General features: G+C 75.0%; 6 protein-coding genes. All 6 read left to right on the top strand.

Going from position 1 to position 18,211, the window contains the following annotated elements; genetic code table 11:
- The first annotated feature begins 275 nt into the window (after positions 1-275).
- The 6 genes from AB0K18_RS45545 to AB0K18_RS45520 are packed head-to-tail and all read left to right on the top strand — an operon-like array spanning position 276 to position 18,119.
- Complete coding sequence (locus AB0K18_RS45545; protein WP_364927921.1) at positions 276-4,139, top strand: amino acid adenylation domain-containing protein; 3,864 nt, start codon at positions 276-278, stop codon at positions 4,137-4,139.
- Positions 4,136-10,663: an SDR family NAD(P)-dependent oxidoreductase gene (locus tag AB0K18_RS45540; protein ID WP_364927918.1), complete on the top strand. Its 6,528-nt coding sequence runs from the start codon at positions 4,136-4,138 to the stop codon at positions 10,661-10,663. Before AB0K18_RS45545 ends, AB0K18_RS45540 begins: the two co-directional genes overlap by 4 nt.
- A 30-nt stretch (positions 10,664-10,693) precedes the next feature.
- Positions 10,694-12,220, top strand: coding sequence for an ABC transporter substrate-binding protein (locus AB0K18_RS45535; RefSeq protein WP_364927916.1), 1,527 nt, complete (start codon positions 10,694-10,696; stop codon positions 12,218-12,220).
- A complete protein-coding gene (locus tag AB0K18_RS45530; RefSeq protein WP_364927913.1) occupies positions 12,220-13,173 on the top strand; it encodes an ABC transporter permease in 954 nt (317 codons plus the stop codon). Before AB0K18_RS45535 ends, AB0K18_RS45530 begins: the two co-directional genes overlap by 1 nt.
- Positions 13,160-15,622: an ATP-binding cassette domain-containing protein gene (locus AB0K18_RS45525; protein ID WP_364927910.1), complete on the top strand. Its 2,463-nt coding sequence runs from the start codon at positions 13,160-13,162 to the stop codon at positions 15,620-15,622. The genes AB0K18_RS45530 and AB0K18_RS45525 overlap by 14 nt, the downstream gene beginning before the upstream one ends.
- Positions 15,612-18,119 (top strand): methyltransferase, encoded by a 2,508-nt coding sequence (locus tag AB0K18_RS45520; RefSeq protein ID WP_364927907.1) that lies wholly within the window; start codon positions 15,612-15,614, stop codon positions 18,117-18,119. Before AB0K18_RS45525 ends, AB0K18_RS45520 begins: the two co-directional genes overlap by 11 nt.
- The last annotated feature ends 92 nt before the right edge of the window (positions 18,120-18,211 follow it).

Here is an 18,211-nt window from a genome sequence, read left to right as displayed (position 1 = left end):
GTTGACTCGAGGTACGGCGATCCCAGCCGCGCTCGCGCCCTCGGCGACCAGGAGGTGCGAGGCGCTCACCTGCGCGAGGCCGCGACGGCGCTCCGGTCGAGGAGGTGCCGCTCACGCTGCGCAGCGGCCCCCGAAGCCGACATTTCTCCTCCAAACAGGCCGATAGCGAGCGCAGGCCCTAGAGGCGGACAAAAGAACATGATAATGATTATCACTGCACACCTGAGTGAGACTGTGCTGCTCTTGGCCGTCGTGCGTATATCTGGAGGAGACCCATGCCGGAAGCGCCCCCCTCCCCCGTATCCGTTGAGGACGTCACGGATCTCGTCGCAGAGGTCCTTGGGCTCCCTGCCGCGGAAGTGGCCGCCGACATCGCGCTGACCACGTTGGGATTGGAGTCGTTCACAGCCGTCCGGCTGCGTCGACGGCTCCGCGATCTCGGCCTCGACCTGCCGATGACGGCCTTTCTCGGCGCCGCGACGGTCCGCACCGTCGCGGCCGGCATGGCCGACCCGGAAGGAACGACCGGAGAGGAGGGCTTCCCCCTCACCCCCTTGCAGACCGCCTACTGGATCGGCAGGGATCCGGCCTTCCCGCTGGGTGGCGTCGCCACGTACTACTACCGGGAGTACGACCGCGAGACAGGCCATCCCGAGGCCGATCTGGCGAACCTGACGCGGGCATGGAACCGGCTGGTGCGACGCCATCCCATGTTGCGGATGATCGTCGACCGGCAGGGCCGCCAGCACATCCTGCCGGACGCCGGCCCGTACGAGATCGCCGTCGAGGACCTGCGCGGGGCAGGGCCGGACGAGGTGCGCGAGCGCGTGCGCCGGCTGCGCCACGAATGTTCCCACCAGCTGCGTCCCGCCGACCGGTGGCCTCTGTTCGACGTCCGGGCGGCCTTCCTGCCCGGCGGCCGCACCCGGATCTTCTTCGGTACCGACATCCTCGCCTTGGACATGAGCGGGTGGATGCAGATCATGTCCGAATGGGGACGGCTCGTCGCCGATCCCGACACCGAACTGCCCCCCATACCGACGACCTTCGCCGAGGTCGTCCGCCGCCGGCAGACCGATCCCGGTGAGGCGCGACGACGGGAACGCGACCTGGAGTATTGGAGGGACCGGGCCGCGTCGCTGCCGCCCGGCCCGCGCCTGCCGTGGGCGAAGGACCTGGCGCACGTGCACGCTCACCGGTTCCATCGCACGTACGCGGAGCTGGACAGCGGTGAATGGCAGGCGCTGAAGGAGCAGGCGGCACGGCGCGGGCTGAGCCCCACCGGGGTGCTGCTCGCCGCGTTCGGGCTGGTGCTGGCCCGTTGGGGCGCCGACGAGGCATTCTGCCTGAACACCACGCTGTTCGACCGCCCCGACGACCCCGAACTGGCACACGTCGTCGGCGACTTCACCACCACGGTCCTCGTCGAGCTCCCGCGGGCGGACCTGCGGCGCTGGAAGGGGTTCGAGGACTTCGCGGCTCAGGTCAACCGGCGTTTCTGGACCGACCTGGAGCACCGTGCCGTCTCGGCCGTCGAGGTGATGCGTGCGGCCGCGACGCCGGCCCGGCTCACCCCCGACCATCCAGTGGTCTTCACCAGCGGCATCGGCCTGGCGCCGGAGGACTCGCCGGCGAGCTGGCTGGGAGAGGAGGTCTTCGGTGTCTCCCAGACTCCTCAGGTGGCTCTGGACCACATCGTCCACGACGAGGACGGAAGGCTGCGCATCTGCTGGGACGCGGTCGAGGGGCTGTTCGCCGACGGGTTCGTCGAAGGCATGCGCGACGCGCACCACCGGCTGCTGCGCCGGCTGGCCGCCGAGCCCGGCGCCTGGCACGACCCCGCCCTCGGCTGGGACCCGTCGTTCCTGACCGACGAGCCGCTGAACGGCCGCTCGGACGTGGGTCCCCTCCTGACCGATCCCCTGCGCGCCGTGGCCGGCGCCATGCCCGACCGGCACGCGCTGCTCGCCGCGGACGGCGGCCTCACCCATGGGGAGTTGGCCGGGCGGGCGGAACGCATCGGCGCCGTCCTTGCCTCCCTGGGCGTCGGCCCCGGCGATCTCGTCGCGGTCGCCTTCCCCCAGAGCCTCGACCAGGTGACCGCCCTGCTCGGTGTCTGCGCGAGCGGCGCGGGATACGTGCCGGTCGAACCGGCCTGGCCGCGGGAGCGGATCGCCTCCGTCTGCGAGCAGGCCGGCATCCGCCACGCGCTGGTGCCCCCGGATGGCGGGCCTGCCGCCTGGCCCGGCACGGTGAGCGTGCACCGGCTGCCCGACCTGGAGAAGGAGGAGGCGCCGGCATCGGTCCGCCGGCCGAGCCCGGACGACCTCGCTTACGTGATCTTCACATCCGGTTCGACCGGGCGGCCCAAGGGCGTGGGCATCCAGCACAGGGCCGCGCGCACGACGATCGACGCGATGAGCGAGAGGTTCCCCGTCGGCCCCGAGGATCGCGTGCTGGCGCTGTCGGCCTTCAGCTTCGACCTGTCCGTCCACGATTTCTTCGGGATGATGGGCGCGGGCGCCGCGCTCGTCCTGCCGGACGCCGCCCGCGGGCGCGACCCCGGCCACTGGCTCGACCTCATGGAACGCCATCGGGTGACGGTGTGGAACACCGCCCCGGCGCTGATGGAGATGCTGGTCGAGTACGCCGAGATCGACCCGGACCGGGCCCGGCGGGCGCTCGCGTCGCTCCGGCTGGTCCTGCTGTCGGGTGACTGGATCCCGGTCACGCTGCCCGACCGCATCCGTGCCCTGGCGCCGGACGCCCAGGTGATCAGCCTGGGCGGTGCCACGGAGGCGTCGATCTGGTCGATCTGCCACCCCATCGGCGAGGTGTCTCCGTCCTGGGCGAGCATCCCGTACGGCCGCGCGCTGCCCGGCCAGAGTTTCCACATCCTGGACGACCAAGGGCGCCCGTGCCCGGTGGGACGAGCCGGTGAGCTGCACATCGGCGGGGACGGGCTGGCGCGCGGCTACGTCGGTGACCCGCGGCAGACCGACGAGCGCTTCATCACCGACGCGGCCCTGCGCCGGCGCCTGTACCGCACGGGTGACCTGGGACGCTGGCGCTCCGACGGCACCATCGAGTTCCTGGGCCGGATGGACCGGCAGGTCAAGATCCGCGGGCATCGGATCGAGCTGGGCGAGGTGGAGTCGGTGCTGCGCCGCGTCCAGGGCGTTCAGCACGCGGTGGCGCTGTCGGTGCGCGGCCCGGACGACCGGCCACGGCTGGTGGCGTACGTGGCCGCGGCCGATCCCGCACGGCCGCCCGCCGACGAGGAGATCGCCGCCCGCCTGCGCGAGCGCCTGCCCGACTACATGGTGCCCAGCCGGTTCGTGCTGGTGGACGAGTTCCCCCTCACCGACAACGGCAAGATCGACTACACGGCGCTGCCGAACCCTTACCGGCGCCAGGCGGCCGCTCCGCCCGCGCCCGCGCCGGCGGCTCCTGAGCCGGATTTCGTCGCGCTGATCCGGGAGGCGGTCGAGGACGGCTTGGAGATCACCGTGCGGATCGCCGCCGGAACGCTGTCCCCGGCGCGCGCCATGGCCGCGGCCGGAGGCTGGGCGGAACGCCTGCGCACGGCGGCGTCCGGCGGCCTGACGCTCGGCGAGCGGCTGGCCGCCGGCGGCGCGCTGATCGAGCTGCCGGTCCTGCCCGGCACGCCGGACACGGAGGGCCCCGGCACGCCGCCCGGCCGATCCCATCCGGCAGGACCGCAGGCCGGGGCCGCGCCACCGTCCGGCACGCCGGTGCCGGACGCCGGAGCCGGGCTCGCGGCGCCGCCCGGCAGGCCGGCGGCGGTGCGGCCGGACGCCGAGGTGGAGCGGGTGGTGAGCCGGGTGCTGAGCGAGCTGCTCGACGGCGCGGACGTCGATCCGGGCGTGCCCTTCTTCCGGCTCGGGGCCACGTCGCTGACGCTGGTCCGCGCCCACGTGCGGCTGACCGAGCTGCTCGACCCGCGCCTGACCGTCGTGGACCTGTTCGACCACCCCACGGTCCGGGCGCTCGCGCTGCACATCACCGAACGCCGCGCGGCGGTCCCGCCTCCGTCGCCGGCCGGGAACGGCGACGTCACGCGGCGGGCCCAGGCCAGGCGACTGGCCCGGCTCAAGGCCGAGGAGGGCACCCGATGAACGCCCATGACGACCTGGTCGCCGTGACCGGCCTGGCCTGTCGTTTCCCCGGCGCGCCCGACGCGGACGCACTGTGGCGGCTGCTGGCCGAAGAGCGTGAAGGTCTGACGTGGCTCACCGACGACGAGCTGGCCGCGCGCGGGGTGCCCGGCAGGCTGCGCCGCGACCCCGCGTACGTGCCGGTGGCCGGGCTGATCGAGGGCCAGGACCTGTTCGATCCCGAGCCGTTCGGTCTCACCGACGGCGAGGCCGCGCTGATGGACCCGCAGCAGCGGCTGTTCCTGGAGATCTGCTGGCGGGCGCTCGAGCAGGCCGGGCACGGAGGCGGCCGCGGCGCCGGAGCGGTCGGGGTCTTCGCCGGGGCGGCGCAGAGCGCTTACCTGGCGGCCAACCTGTCCGGACGCTGGGACCCCACCGGCGGCGGCGAGGATCCGGGCGGCAGCCTGCAGACGGCCATCTCCACGCAGACCGACTACCTGCCCGCGCAGGTCGCCTACCGGCTGGACCTGACCGGCCCGGCGGTCTCGGTCAACACCGCCTGCTCCACGTCGCTGGTCGCGGTGCACTTCGCCGTGCAGTCCCTGCTGTCGGGTGAGTGTGACACGGCGCTGGCGGGCGGCGTCTCCCTGATCGTCCCGCAGGGCCGGGGATACCTGGCCACTCCCGACGGCATCTACTCCGAGGACGGCAAGGTGCGCCCGTTCTCCGCTGAGGGCACCGGCATCGTCTACAGCCAGGGCGTGGGCGCGGTCGTGCTGCGGCGGCTGCGTGACGCGCTGGACGACGGCGACCCGGTGCTCGCGGTGGTGCACGGATCGGCCGTCAACAACGACGGAGCGGACAAGACGGGGCTGACCGCCCCCTCGGTACGTGGCCAGGCCCGCGCCGTCGCCGAGGCCCTGGGGGTCGCCCGCGTCGACCCCCGTCAGATCGGCTACGTCGAGGCACACGGCACCGGCACCCGGCTGGGCGATCCGATCGAGGTCGCCGCGCTGCGCCAGGTGTTCGGCGACGCCGGCCCCGCCTGGTGCGGGCTGGGCTCGGTCAAGAGCAATCTCGGGCACGCCAACTCCGCGGCCGGGATCGCGTCGTTCATCAAGACGGTGCTGGCGATCCGGCATGGCGTGCTGCCCGCCTCGCTGCATGCGGAGCCCGTCAACGAGCTGCTCGGACTGGCGGGGTCGCCGTTCGAGGTGGTGAGCCGTACGCGCCGGTGGGACGGTCCCGAGCTGGCCGGGGTCAGCTCGTTCGGCATCGGCGGCACCAACGCCCACGTCGTCGTCGGGCCCGCGCCCGAGCGGCCCCAGCCGCCCGCCGACCACCGGCCGCACCCCGTGGTGCTGTCGGCGCACACCCCCGAGGCCCTGGAGCAGACGGTCGCCGATCTGGCCGCCTGGGCGCAGAGCACGCCCGCCCTGCCGCCGGCGGACCTGGCGTACACGCTGCAGCAGGGCCGTCGCCACCAGCGTCATCGGGTCAGCGTGGTCGCCGAGGACGGGAGCCTCGTGGCCGCGCTGCGCGATGCGGCGCCGGTCGCCGTGCCCGACGTGCCGCCGCGGCTCGTGTTCGCCTTCCCCGGTGGCGGCAGCGCCCGTGCCGGCATGGGCGCCACCCTGTACGACGCCGAGCCGGCGTTCGCCGCGTGCGTGGACGAGTGCGCCGAGCTGTTCTCCGCCCACCTGGGCCGTGACATCCGCGGGGTCATCCGCGGCGCGGAGGACGACGTACGCGGGCCGGTGCCGGGGTTGCCGGCTCTGTTCGCGGTCAGCCTGGCGACGGCCCGGCTGCTGGAGACCTGGGAGGTACGCCCCGACGTGGTCCTCGGGCACAGCCTCGGCGAGTACACCGCGGCCGTGGTCGCCGGAGCGCTGCCGTTGCCGGACGCGGTACGGCTCGTCGCCGTCCGTTCCCTGGCCATGGCCGAAGCCGCCGGCGACGGCGCCATGCTCTCCGTGCCGCTCGGTGAGGACGAGGCCCGCGACCTGCTGCGCCGCCATCCGGACATCGACCTGGCGGCGCTGAACGCCCCCGACGCGTGCGTGGTCTCCGGCCCGGAGCCGGCTGTGGCGGCGCTGGAGAAGACGCTGAGGGACGCCGGACACGAGCCGGCTCGGCTACGGTTCGACGGGGCGGCGCACTCGCGGCTCGTCGAACCGGCCCTGCCCCGGCTGGAGGCGGCCGCGACGGGGCTGGCCGCCGCCACACCGGCGGTGCCGATGGTCAGCACGCTGACAGGGGAAGCGGTGTCCACGGAGCTGTGCACGGCGGGCCACTGGGTGCGGCAGCTCCGTGAGCCGGTGCGGTTCTCCCAGGCGCTGCGCACGGCCGTGGACCCGGCCGCAGGGCCGCCGGTCGTGCTCCTTCACGTCGGGCCCGGCGGGGCGCTGGCGGCCCTGACCCGGGCCCACCGCCTGCCGCGGCTGCGGGCGGCGCTGACCACGCTGGCGACCGACCGGGACGACAGCGATCTGGCGGCCCTTCGCGAAACGGCCGGCCGGCTGTGGACGCACGGCGTGGAGCCCGACTTCGCGGCGATGCACCACCGGCGCCGGCGGGTCGCGCTGCCGGGGCAGGCGTTCCTGCGGCGGCGGCTGTGGATCGATCCACCCGAGCAGCCCGCCCGATCCGTCACCGCGGCGCAGGAGCCGGACGAGGACGAGCCGCTGCAGATCCCCGTCTGGACGCAGGTCGCCCCCCTCGATCCGGCGGCCGCGCCGGACGGCCGGTGGGCGGTGGCCGGCGACGACGAAGCCGAGGTCACCGCCGTAGTCGAGTCGCTGTCCGCGGCCGGTGCCCAGGCGATCCCCGCGGCACGCGCGGACGAGTGTCCCGGCACCGAGTGGACGGGCGTGGTGGTGCTCGCCGGCCGGTGGACCACGCACCGCGCCGATCCCGAGGCGGTGACCGACGGTGTGCTGACGCATGCCCGGCTGGCCGAGAGGTTCTTCACCGGAGAGCGGTCAGCCCAGGTGCTCCTGCAGGTCACCCGGGGAGCGCAGCGGGTCACCGGCGCCGACCGGCCCGATCCCGCCACCGCGGCGCTGCACGCCCTGCCCAGGGTCATCGCCCAGGAGCAGCCGGGTGTGCGCTGGCGCGTGCTGGACGTGGACGAGCACACCGACCTGGCCGAGGCGGTGCCCGCCGAACTCGCCGACCTCCTCGTCACCGAGCACTCGGGAGCCGAGCCGGCCTTACGCGGCGGCGCACGCTGGCTGCGGGCGATCAGCCCGTGGCGGCCCGCACCGGCCCCGGACGCCTCCGCGGGCGGCACGGCGCTGATCATCGGAGGGCTCGGCGACGTCGGACTCACCGCCGCCGCTCATCTGGCCCGTAAGGGGATGCGCGTGGTGGTGACCTCCCGGAGCGGGCGGCCCTCCCCCGGCGACGCCGATCCCGCCGCCCGAAGCCGCGCTTCGTCCCTGCGCGCGCTGGCCGAGGAAGGACTGCCCGTCGACGTCCGGCGGCTGGACGCCGCCGACACCGAGGGCACGGCCGCGCTGATCGCGGAGCTGTCGGCCGAAGGGCCGATCGACCTGGTCGTGCACGCGGCCGGCGTGGTGGCGACCGCCGATCTGCGCCTGCTGCGCGCGGCCGGCCCCGGCCAGGTCACGGAGCACGTGCACGCCAAGATCGCCGGAGCGCTCGCGCTGCGCGAGGCGGTCGAGCGGATCGCGGCCGAGCGCAGGCCCCGCGACGTGGTGCTGATGTCCTCGGCGGGCACCCTCGTCGGCGGCATCGGCATGGGACCGTACTGCGCGGCCAACCGCTACCTGGACGCCCTGGCCGAAGCCGAGACCGGCACCGGTGCGAGCCGATGGGTCAGCGTGGTGTGGGACGCCTGGAAGGTCGGCCCCGCCGGGACGGAGCGGACGGTGCGGCTGGCGTTCGCGCTCGGGGCCCGGACCGGGATGGCGGCGCTGGACCGGATCGTGACCCGCCGCCGCACCCGCCCGCCCGTGGTCGCGGTCTCCACCACCGACCTGCGCGAACGCGCCGCCCAGGCCGCCTACACCCCGCCACCGCGGCAGGGCGCCGGCCCCGGGCAGGAGAGCGCGCTCACCCCCGCCGAGCGGACGGTGGCCGAGCTGTGGACGGAGCTGCTGGGCGTGCCGGTGACCTCCGCCGACGCCGACTTCTTCGCCCTCGGCGGGCACTCCCTGCTGGCCACCCGGATTCTCGCCCTGCTGCGGGAATCGCACGGGGTGCGGCTGCGGCTGCGGGACCTGATCGCCAACCCCACGGTCGGCGCGCTCGCCAGGCTGCTGACCGTCCGCGAGCCGGTCCGGCCTGCCGAGCCCGAGGTCACAACGGCACGCGAGGAGGACACGGACGGCACCTTCCCCATGACCCGCGTCCAGCACGCCTACTGGGTGGGCCGCGAGGGCGGCTACGCGCTGGGCGACATAGCCTGCCAGTTCTACCTGGAGTACGAGTGTCCGGACCTGGACCTTGCCCGGTACGAGCGCGCCTGGCGGGAGGTGATCGCCAGGCACGCGATGCTGCGCGCGATCGTCATCCGCCAGGGGCGGCTGAAGGTCCTCGACCACGTGCCTCCGTACCGGATCCGGGTGCACGACCTGAGGGAAGCCGGCGCGACGGCCGCGGCCGAGCGGTTGGCGCGGCTGCGTGAGCGGATCTCCCGTGATCCGGGGCCGGCCGATCGCTGGCCGCTGGTGCAGATCCAGGCCGCCCTGCTGCCGGAGGGACGGGTACGGCTGTTCATCGGCGTGGACGTGCTGGTCTGCGACGCCGGCAGCTATTGGATCATCGATCGGGAGGTTCGCCACTTCTACGAGCGCCCGGGCACCCCGCTGCCCGAGCCGGGCATCGACTTCGCCGCCTGCGTGCGCGCCCTGGAACGGGCCCGCGCGGGCGACGACTGGCGGCGCGCCGCCGGTTACTGGCGGGCCCGGCTGGACACGCTGCCCGGCCCCGCACCGCTGCCCGTCACCGTGCCCGACGGTGCTCCGCGGTTCGTCCGCCGCACCGCGCGGCTGACGGCCGGGCAGTGGACGGAGTTCACGCGGGAGGCGGCCCGGCGCAGGCTGACCCCCGCCGCCGTCCTGCTGACCGCTTACGCCGAGACGCTGGCGACGTGGTCGGGGAGCGAGCACTTCGCCCTCACGCTCACGCTGTTCGACCGCCCGCCGATTCACCCCGACGTCGAGAGGGTCGTCGGCGACTTCACCTCGCTGCTGCTGCACGAAGTGGACCGGCGGACGGCCGGGACGTTCGCCGAGCAGGCGGAGCGGACCCAGCACCGGCTCTTCTCCGACCTCGACCACCGCGCCTACTCGGCGCTGGACTTCCTCGCCGAACGCGCCTCCGGGCAGGGCCGCGCCGGTTCCGTGCCCGTGGTGTTCACCAGCGCCCTGGGCCTGGAGGACCTCGTCGGCGGCCGGCCCGACCTGCAGTGGGTGGGCGAGCAGGTGCACGCCCTCAGCCAGACCCCGCAGACGTGGCTGGACCACCAGGTGCTGGTGCAGCGCGAGGAGTTGCTGCTGCAGTGGGATGCCGTCGCCGGGCTGCTGCCGGACGCGGAGGTGGACGAGATGTTCGCCCGGTACGCGGCCCGGGTGCGCCGCCTGGCCATCGAGCCCTCGGCGTGGGACGAGAGCGTCGTTCCTCCGGCGCGGGGCGAGCCGGCCGCCGTGTCCGGTGACCACGACGACCTCGTGGTGCCGATGCGGGAGGGCACGGGCGACCGGACCCTGTTCCTCCTCCACCCGTCCGGCGGCGACGTGCTGTGCTACGCCGAGCTGTCGCGGCTGCTCGACGAGCGGTTCGCGATCGTCGCGCTCACCGACCCCGCGCTGGCCGGGGCACCCGCCCCGGACGACCTGCCCGGACTGGCCCGCCGCTACCGGGAGGCGATCCGGCGGCACCGCCCGCACGGGCCCTATCTGCTCGGCGGGTGGTCGATGGGCGGCAGCCTCGGCCAGGAGGTGGCCTGTCAGCTGCACGAGGACGGCGCCGCCGTCGGGCTGCTGCTGATGGTCGACTCCAACGACCCGACCTACATCACGCCGCTGCCCGGCGACGAGATGGCCGAGGCGGCCGCACGGCAGCTCGGCGCGTTCGAGGCGTACCTCGGGCTCGACCTGGGCGTCGGCACGCCGGAGGAGCGTGCGGCGCTGCTCGCGACACCTGCCGATGAGCGGTGGGAGACGGTCGCGGCGCGGCTGCGGGCGCACCGGCTCCTGGGCCGCGGCGAGGATCCCCGGGAACGGGTCGCCGTCTTCGCCCGCCACCTGCGCGGCCTGGGCGCCCACACGCCCCGGTGGCTGGCCGACCCGGCCGCGACCACCCTGCTGGTCCGGGCGGAGCGGCGGGCGTCGCGCAACTCCGGCATCGGCATGGGCGTGGACGACACCCCGCCGGACCTGCCCGACCTCGGCTGGGGCCGCCACCTGGCCGGCCCGCTGGAGATCCACGGGCTGGACACCGACCACTACGGCGTGCTGCGCCCGCCCGCCGTCACCCGGCTCGCTGAGCTGATCAACCGGGTGCTCGCCCGGCACTGACCGAACCGCACGAGAAACGGAAACCCTTTGATGATCTCCCTGCCCGCACGCCTCGGCGCTCTCGCGCTCGGTCTGGCCATGGTGACGGCCGGATGCGGCGGCGATGCCGGCGGCTCCGCCGCCCCGGCGGGTCAGACCGTCCAGACGCTGCGGTACGTCGCGGTCGGCGCCCCCGCCACCGCGATCTACGATCCGCACGGCGGAGTCGGCAACCAGTCCGACCTGACCCGCTTCGCCTTGATGTACGACGTCCTGGCGACCCTCCAGCCGGACGGCACCCTGGAGCCGCGGCTGGCCACCTCCTTCGAGGCCGACGACAAGCTCACGACGTGGACGATCCGGCTGCGCCAAGGCGTGGCCTTCACCGACGGCCGGCCCGTGCGGGCGGCGGACGTGCTGTTCTCGCTGCGCCGCATCGCGGACAAGGCCGCCGAGAACTTCGGCCGGATGGCGATGTTCGACATGGACGCCTCCCGGGTCGTGGACGAGCACACCCTCGAACTCGTCACCGTCAAGCCGTACGCCGAGGTGCCGCGGGCGCTGGCGTCGTTCACGTTCGTGGTCCCCGAGGGCACCACCGCCTTCGACCGCCCCGTGACCGGCTCCGGACCGTACCGGATGACCGGCGGGAACGCGCAGCGGGCCGTGCTCGAACGCAACGACCGGTGGTGGGGCGACCCGCCGCCGACGCCGCGGATCGAGCTCATGGCCGTACCGGACCCGCAGGCCCGCGCCCAGGCGGTGATCTCCGGTCAGGCGGATGTGGCGAGCAGCGTCAGCCCCGCCGCCGTCCGCCAGGTTTCGGGGAACCCGAACCTGAAGGTCGTGCACCGCCCGGCCGTCACCATGTACCCGTTCGTGATGCGGCTGGATCGCAAGCCGTTCGACGATCCCCGCGTGCGGGAGGCGATCAAACTCGCGACCGATCGCCGGGAACTGCTGGACAAGGTCTTCCTGGGGTACGGGAAGCTCGGCAACGACCTGCTGACCCCGGCCGATCCCTCCAGCCCGACCGGCGTGCCGCAGCGGGCGAGGGACGTCGCCCGCGCCAAGGAACTGCTCAAGGAGGCCGGGCACGCCGACGGCCTGGTCCTGGAGCTGGCCACCACCACCTCCTACCCGGGGATGGACACCGCCGCCACGCTGTTCGCCGGTCAGCTCGGCGAGGCAGGCATCACCGTGCGGGTGACCACCGAGCCGCCGGACACCTACTGGACGAAGGTGTTCGCCCAGAGCGACTTCTACACCGGCTTCTTCGGCGGCATCCCGTTCACCGACGTCGCCCGCGTCTCCCTGCTCAGCGGCTCCCCCACCAACGAGACCGCCTGGCACCGCCCCGAGTGGGACGCCGCCTACGACGAGGCGATGGCGATCGAGGACGAGACGCGCCGGCGGAAGGCGCTCGGAAAGCTCCAGAGCGAACTGCGTGAGGAGGGCGGATACGTGGTGTGGGGTCTCGGCGACGGCCTCGACCTGACCTCGTCGCGCGTCTCCGGCCTGCCTGACGGACCCGGGTTCGACCTGGCCTTCATCGAGCAGGTCCGGCTGGACGGGTGATGACACGTGTCGCCGGTGTGGCGCTGGCACGGGCGCTGGTCCTGCTCGTCGCGGTGTCGGTGCTGGTGTTCTGCGCGGCGGAGCTGCTGCCCTCGGACGCGGCGCGGAGCCGTACCGGGGGCCGGGCCGGCGCCGAGCAGCTCGAACGGCTGCGGGCCGAGCTCGGGCTGGACGTTCCCGCCTGGCAGCGCTATCTGTCCTGGCTGGCGGGGCTGTGCCGGGGCGAGGCGGGCACCTCGCTCGTCACCGACCGGCCGGTCGCCCAGATCGTCGCCGAGCGGCTGCCCGCCACGCTCACCCTGGCGGGCTGTGCGCTGGCGGTGGCCGTTCCGCTGACGCTGCTGCTGGCCTGGCTGGTCGGCACGGCGGCGCCGCGATGGCGCGAGCCGCTGTCGACCGTGGTGACGGCGGTGGCGGCGGTCCCGCAGGTGGTGTTCGCGACCGGCCTGATCGTCGTGTTCGCCGTGGTGCTGGGCTGGTTGCCGCCGGTGTCGCTGCTGCCCGCCGCGGACGCGCCGGTGTTCGACGTGGAGCGGCTGACGCTCCCGGCGCTCTCGCTCGCGGTGCCGGCCGCCGCGTTCGGCGCGGGACTGCTCGGCGGCGCGGTGGCCGACACGGTGCGGCGCCCGCACGTACGGGACGCGGTGGCGCGCGGCCTGCCGCGCCACCGGGTGGCGCTGCGGCACGTGGCGCCCTTCCTGCTGGCTCCGGCCGTGCGGGTGCTGGCCATGACAGGGGGCGCGCTGGTCGCGGCGACCGCGGTGATCGAGATGATGTTCGGCTACGCCGGCCTGGGAGAGCTGCTGGTCAGCTCGATCGGCACCCGTGACACCCCCGTGGTGCAGGCCGTGGCGATGCTCGCCGCCGTGGTGGTGCTGACCGGGTCGGCGGTCGCGGACGTGCTCGGCGCGTGGTCGGATCAGGAACGGGGAGGTGTCCGTGCGCCGGCGTGACGGGGCGGCCACGGGGCTGGCGGCGGGGCTGGCGGCGGTGACCGTGCTGGCGGCTGTGTGCGGCGGTGCTTTCGCGCCGCACGATCCGGCCGCGTCGATCGGCATGCCGTGGGCGCCGCCCGGCGCCGCCCGGCCGCTCGGCACCGATGCGGCCGGGCGTGACGTGCTGTCGCGCGTGCTGGCGGGGGGCCGCGACCTCACGCTGACGGCGCTGGTCGCGGCCATGACGGCCGCTCTCGCGGGCGTCGCGGGCGGGCTGGTCGCCGGCTGGGCGGGCGGGCGGACCGGGCGGTGGCTGACGGCGCTGGCCGACCTGTTGCTGGCCGCGCCGTTCATGCTGACGGCGCTGGTGCTCGCCGTCGCCCTGCCGGCGCCGGCCGCCGTGGTCGCCGGCACGGTGTGCGGCGGCGCACCGCTGGGCCTGCGGATGGTGCGCGACCTGGTACGGCAGACCCGCCACACCGGCTACGTGGAGGCGGCCCGCTGCCGGGGTGAGACGGCCGTCTCGATCGTCGTGCGGGAGATCCTGCCGTCGGTGGCGGGGCTGGCCTCGGCGGACGTGGTGCTCCGCTTCGTCATGGCGGTGCAGCTGGCCGCCGCCTTCGGCATGCTCGGCCTGGGGCCGCAGCCGCCGGCGCCCGACTGGGGATCGATGCTGCGGGAGAACCTGCCGGGCGCGACGCTCAATCCGGCGGCCCTGGTGGCCCCGGCCGCCGCGCTCACCGTGCTCGCCCTGGCGTCCCTGCTGCTGTCGGCCGCGCTCGGCGCCTCGCCCGGCCCGCGCACCGTGCCCCGGGCCAGGCGCGACAACCCCTTAGTGCCCGGCAGGCACGACCTCTCCGTGCCCGCCGGGCGCGACAACCCCTCCGCGGCCCGGGCCGGGCGGACGGCCGGGGGCGCCGTGCTGGAGGTCGCGGGGCTCACCGTCGCCGACGGCCGCGGGCGGCCGATCGTCACGCGAGGCGCCCTGCACGCCGGTCCCGGAGAGGTCGTCGCCATCACGGGCCCGTCCGGCGGCGGGAAGACCACGCTCGTCCGGGCCGCGCTCGACATCCTCGGTCCCGGGTTGCGCAGGACGGACGGCGTCGTCACCTGGCGCGGGAGCCCGGTACGCCCTGGGCGGGCCGCGCGACGGTGGCGCAGGGCGCACGCCGGCCTGCTCGACCAGGACCCGGCCGGCTCCCTGAATCCGCTGCTCGGCGTGGGCGCCCTGGCCGGTGAGGACCGTTCTCGCCGGCCGGCCGACGTGCGGGCCATGCTGACGGCGCTCGGCCTGGACGCCGACCGGCTGTGGCACCGCCGGCCCCACCAGCTGTCCGGCGGCCAGGCTCAGCGGGTGGCGCTCGCCCGCGCCCTGCTCGGCGAACCCGGCCTGCTGGTGCTGGACGAGCCCACCAGCGGGCTCGACCCCGCCGCCCTCGACCTGGTCGTCCAGGCCATCGGACGGCGCCGCGGCGACGGCCGGTCGGTGACCCTCGTGATCTCCCACGACGCGGAGTTCGTGTCCCGCGTCGCCGACCGCGTCCTGACCATCGGCGCACCGCCCACGAGCCCCCCGCCGACCACGGGCTCTGCCCCGGCTTCCGCACCCGTAGGCGTGCGGCACGCCACGGGCCTCGACCCGGATCCCTCGATCGCCGGAGCTCCGGACACCACGGAGCGCGCCCCCGCTCTCTCGTCCATCGCCCTGCCTGACATCGCGGCCCCCGGCTCCGCTCTCCTGGCCGCGCGACCCGCTCGCGGCGAGCAGCCGGTGCTCCAGATGCAGGGGGTGCGGCTGGCGCGAGGCGGCGAGACGCTGCTGGCCGGCGCCGGGCTGACCCTGTGGCCGGGCGAGCTGGTCGCGATCCTCGGGCCGTCCGGCGCCGGGAAGAGCACCCTGCTGCGCGCGCTGGCCGGCCTGCTGCCTCCCGAGGCGGGCGGCCTGTGGTCCGGCGGGCTTCCCCTCGTCTGGCCGCTGGACCGGCGGCCCCGTACGGCGCTGCGGGCCGTGCAGCTCGTCGGCCAGGACCCGGCCGGGGCGCTCAATCCCGCCCACCGCGTGGCGACGGCGCTCGCCCGGCCCGCGCGCGTCCTTCGCCGGCTCCCCCGCGCCCACGCCTACGCCGAAGTGCCGCGGCTGCTCCGGCAGGTCGGGCTCGACCCGGCCGTGGCCGTCCGCAGACCGGGGGAACTGTCCGGCGGGCAGCGGCAGCGCGTCGCGCTCGCCCGCGCGCTCGCCGCCGGCCCCACCGTGCTGCTCGCCGACGAGATCACCTCAGCGCTGGACGGCGTGACCGCCGCCAGGCTGCTGGGCCTGCTGGAACGCCTGCGCGCCGGCGGTCTGGCCGTGTTGCTGGTCACGCATGACCGCGAGGTCGCGGCCCGCGCCGACCGCGTGCTGTACCTGGCGGGCCACCGGCTGTCCCTTGAAGCCATCGGAACGGAGACCCACACCCGTGCACCCTGATCCGCAATCCCCGCTCGCCGAAGCGGCCTTGACCCTGCTCGCCCACCCTTGGATCGGCGAAGCCCGGCCGGGCGCCGACGGTCGCCTGCACGTCCGCCCCGACCACTCCGCCCTGACCATCCGGCCCGTCGGCGGCCTGGTCACCGAGTACCTGGAACACTGGGGCGAGGTCTACGACTGGACCTACACGCACGACGACGCCCGGCACGCCCCCGACCTGGACCTGTCCGGCTGGCGCGCATCCGACACGGGCCGCCCGCTGCCCGTCGCCCACATGCGCGAGTGGATCGATCACACCGTCGACCTGGTGCTCGGCACCGGTCCGCGCTGGATCCTGGAACTCGGCAGCGGCACGGGGCTGCTGATGCACCGCCTGCTCGATCACGTCGAGGGCTACGTGGGCACCGATGTCTCTGCCGCCGCCGTCGCCGCCCTCCGTGCCCGCCGCCTTCCCCGGACCGCGATCGTGCGGGCGGCGGCCCACGAGGCGAACACCCCCGCGGTCCGCGCCGCGCTCGAGGAGATCGGCGCACCCGGAGGCCGTCCCGACTGCGTGGTGCTGAACTCCGTCACCCAGTGCTTCCCCGGCGTGGGCTACCTGCGGGTGGTGCTGGGCGACGTGATGGGACTGGTCGCGCCGGGCGGCTCGGTGATCGTCGGTGACGTCCGCGACTCCCGGCTGCTGCACGCCTACGCCCGCTGGGTGGAGGAAGCCACCACCCCGTCCACCGCCGCCGGCGAGATCACGCGGCGGGCCGCGGACCGCGCCGCCCGCGACGAGGAATTGCTGTTCGACCCGCCGCTACTGGCGCGGCTGGCCGCGGACCTGGCCCGGGACAGCGGGCGGACCGCCCGGTTGCGGGTCCATCCCAAGACCATGACCGACGACACGGAGCTGACCCGTTACCGCTTCGACGCGGTGCTGCGGGTGGACGCCGGCCCGCCTCCCGTGCCGAAGGAGGTGGACTGGACGTCGCTGCCCGGCGACGACCGTCTCGGCGCGCTGACGGCCCTGCTGTCGGGTGAGCCGGTGCACGTGCGCGGCATCCCCAACGCCGTGCTCGGGCCCGATCGGCCGGGAGCGGTGGCGCCGTCCCGGCTGCGGGCCGCGGCCGGTCCCGGCGCCGCGGTGGTGGCCGATCCCGGCGACCCGGCGACGCTGGGCGTGGCCGGCCCGGCCGACGCGGCGGCCCGGCCGGTGCACGAGCTCGTGGGCGGGACGGCGCACGACCCGTTCATCGCGTTCACCCACCGCCGGCTCCAGGAGATCTCGCGTTCCGTCCTGCGCCGGTCGGTGCCCTCCCACCGCGACATCGCCGTCGTGGTCGAGCCACCCGCCACCGAGACCGGCGAGGATCAGGACGGGAACGCGGACATACGGCGACGCGCCGCCGCGCGGGCCGCCGAGGCGGTCGCGAACGTGGACGCCGCGCGGCTGCCGGGCTTCCTGCACCGGCTGGACGAGGCGGCGTTGCTGGCGATGGCGTGCACCCTGCGTCCGGCCGGGTTGATCAGGGACGGCGCCACGGCCGGCGAGATCATGGACGCGCTGAAGGTGGCTGAGCGGCACGGGTGGGTCCTGCGCCGCTGGCTGGAGGCGCTCACGCGCGAAGGGCTGCTGCGTCGCGACGCGCAGGGCCGCTTCCACGGATTGCGCAAGGTGCGCAGGGACGAGGTCGTCGCGGCGGGCCGGGGCTTGGAGGCCGACGGCGCCTCGATCGGCTATCCGGCGGAAACGACCCGGTTCCTGCTGGCCGCCATGAACCGGCTGCCCGAACTGCTGCGCGACGAGGTGCCGGTACAGGCGCTGCTGTTCGCCGGCGACGACATGAGCACAGCCGATGGCGCGTACCGGGAGAACACCGTCAACCGCTACCTCAACGCCGCCGCCGGAGAGACGTTGCGCTGGGCGGCCGGACGACGGGCGGAGCCGCTGCGGGTGCTGGAGCTGGGCGCGGGGGTCGGTGGCACGACGGTGGACGCGCTGCGGGCGCTGACCGGCCAGGACATCGACTACCTGTTCACCGACGTGTCGCGCTATTTCCTGTCACTGGGGCAGGAACGTTTCGGTGACCGGCCCGGGGTGCGGTTCGCGTTCTTCGACATCAACGCCGGCCCGGCCGGCCAGGGCGTGCCGCCGGGCTCTCAGGACGTGCTGCTGTCGGCGAACGTGCTCCACAACGCCCGCCACGCACCGGACGCGGTCGCCGCACTCGGCCGGTTGCTGGCGCCGGGCGGTCTGTTCGTCTTCGTGGAGACCTGCCGGGAGATGCCCGCCATCCTGACCTCGATGCAGTTCCTGATGTCGCCGCGAACCGGCGGGCCGCGGCTCGATCCCGGCGATCCGCGCGACGCCGGGGACCGGGTGTTCCTCACCCGCGAGGAGTGGCTCAAGGTGCTGAGCGAGGCGGGCCTGGACCCGATGTTCACGCTGCCGGGCGATGATCACCCGCTCGCCGCCACCGGGTTGCACCTGTTCGTGGCCCGCCGGGGGTGAGCCGGTGTGGTGGGGGGGGGCGGGGGCGCCCGGCCCCCCCCCCCCCGCCCGAGGGGGGGGGGGCGGGGGCGGGACCGAGACCGTGGCCCGCC

Source organism: Nonomuraea sp. NPDC049421 (genome assembly GCF_040677005.1).
GTDB classification, from domain to species: domain Bacteria; phylum Actinomycetota; class Actinomycetes; order Streptosporangiales; family Streptosporangiaceae; genus Nonomuraea; species Nonomuraea salmonea.
The sequence above is the reverse complement of the archived record's forward strand: the minus strand, read 5'-3'. Positions and strand labels throughout refer to the sequence as shown.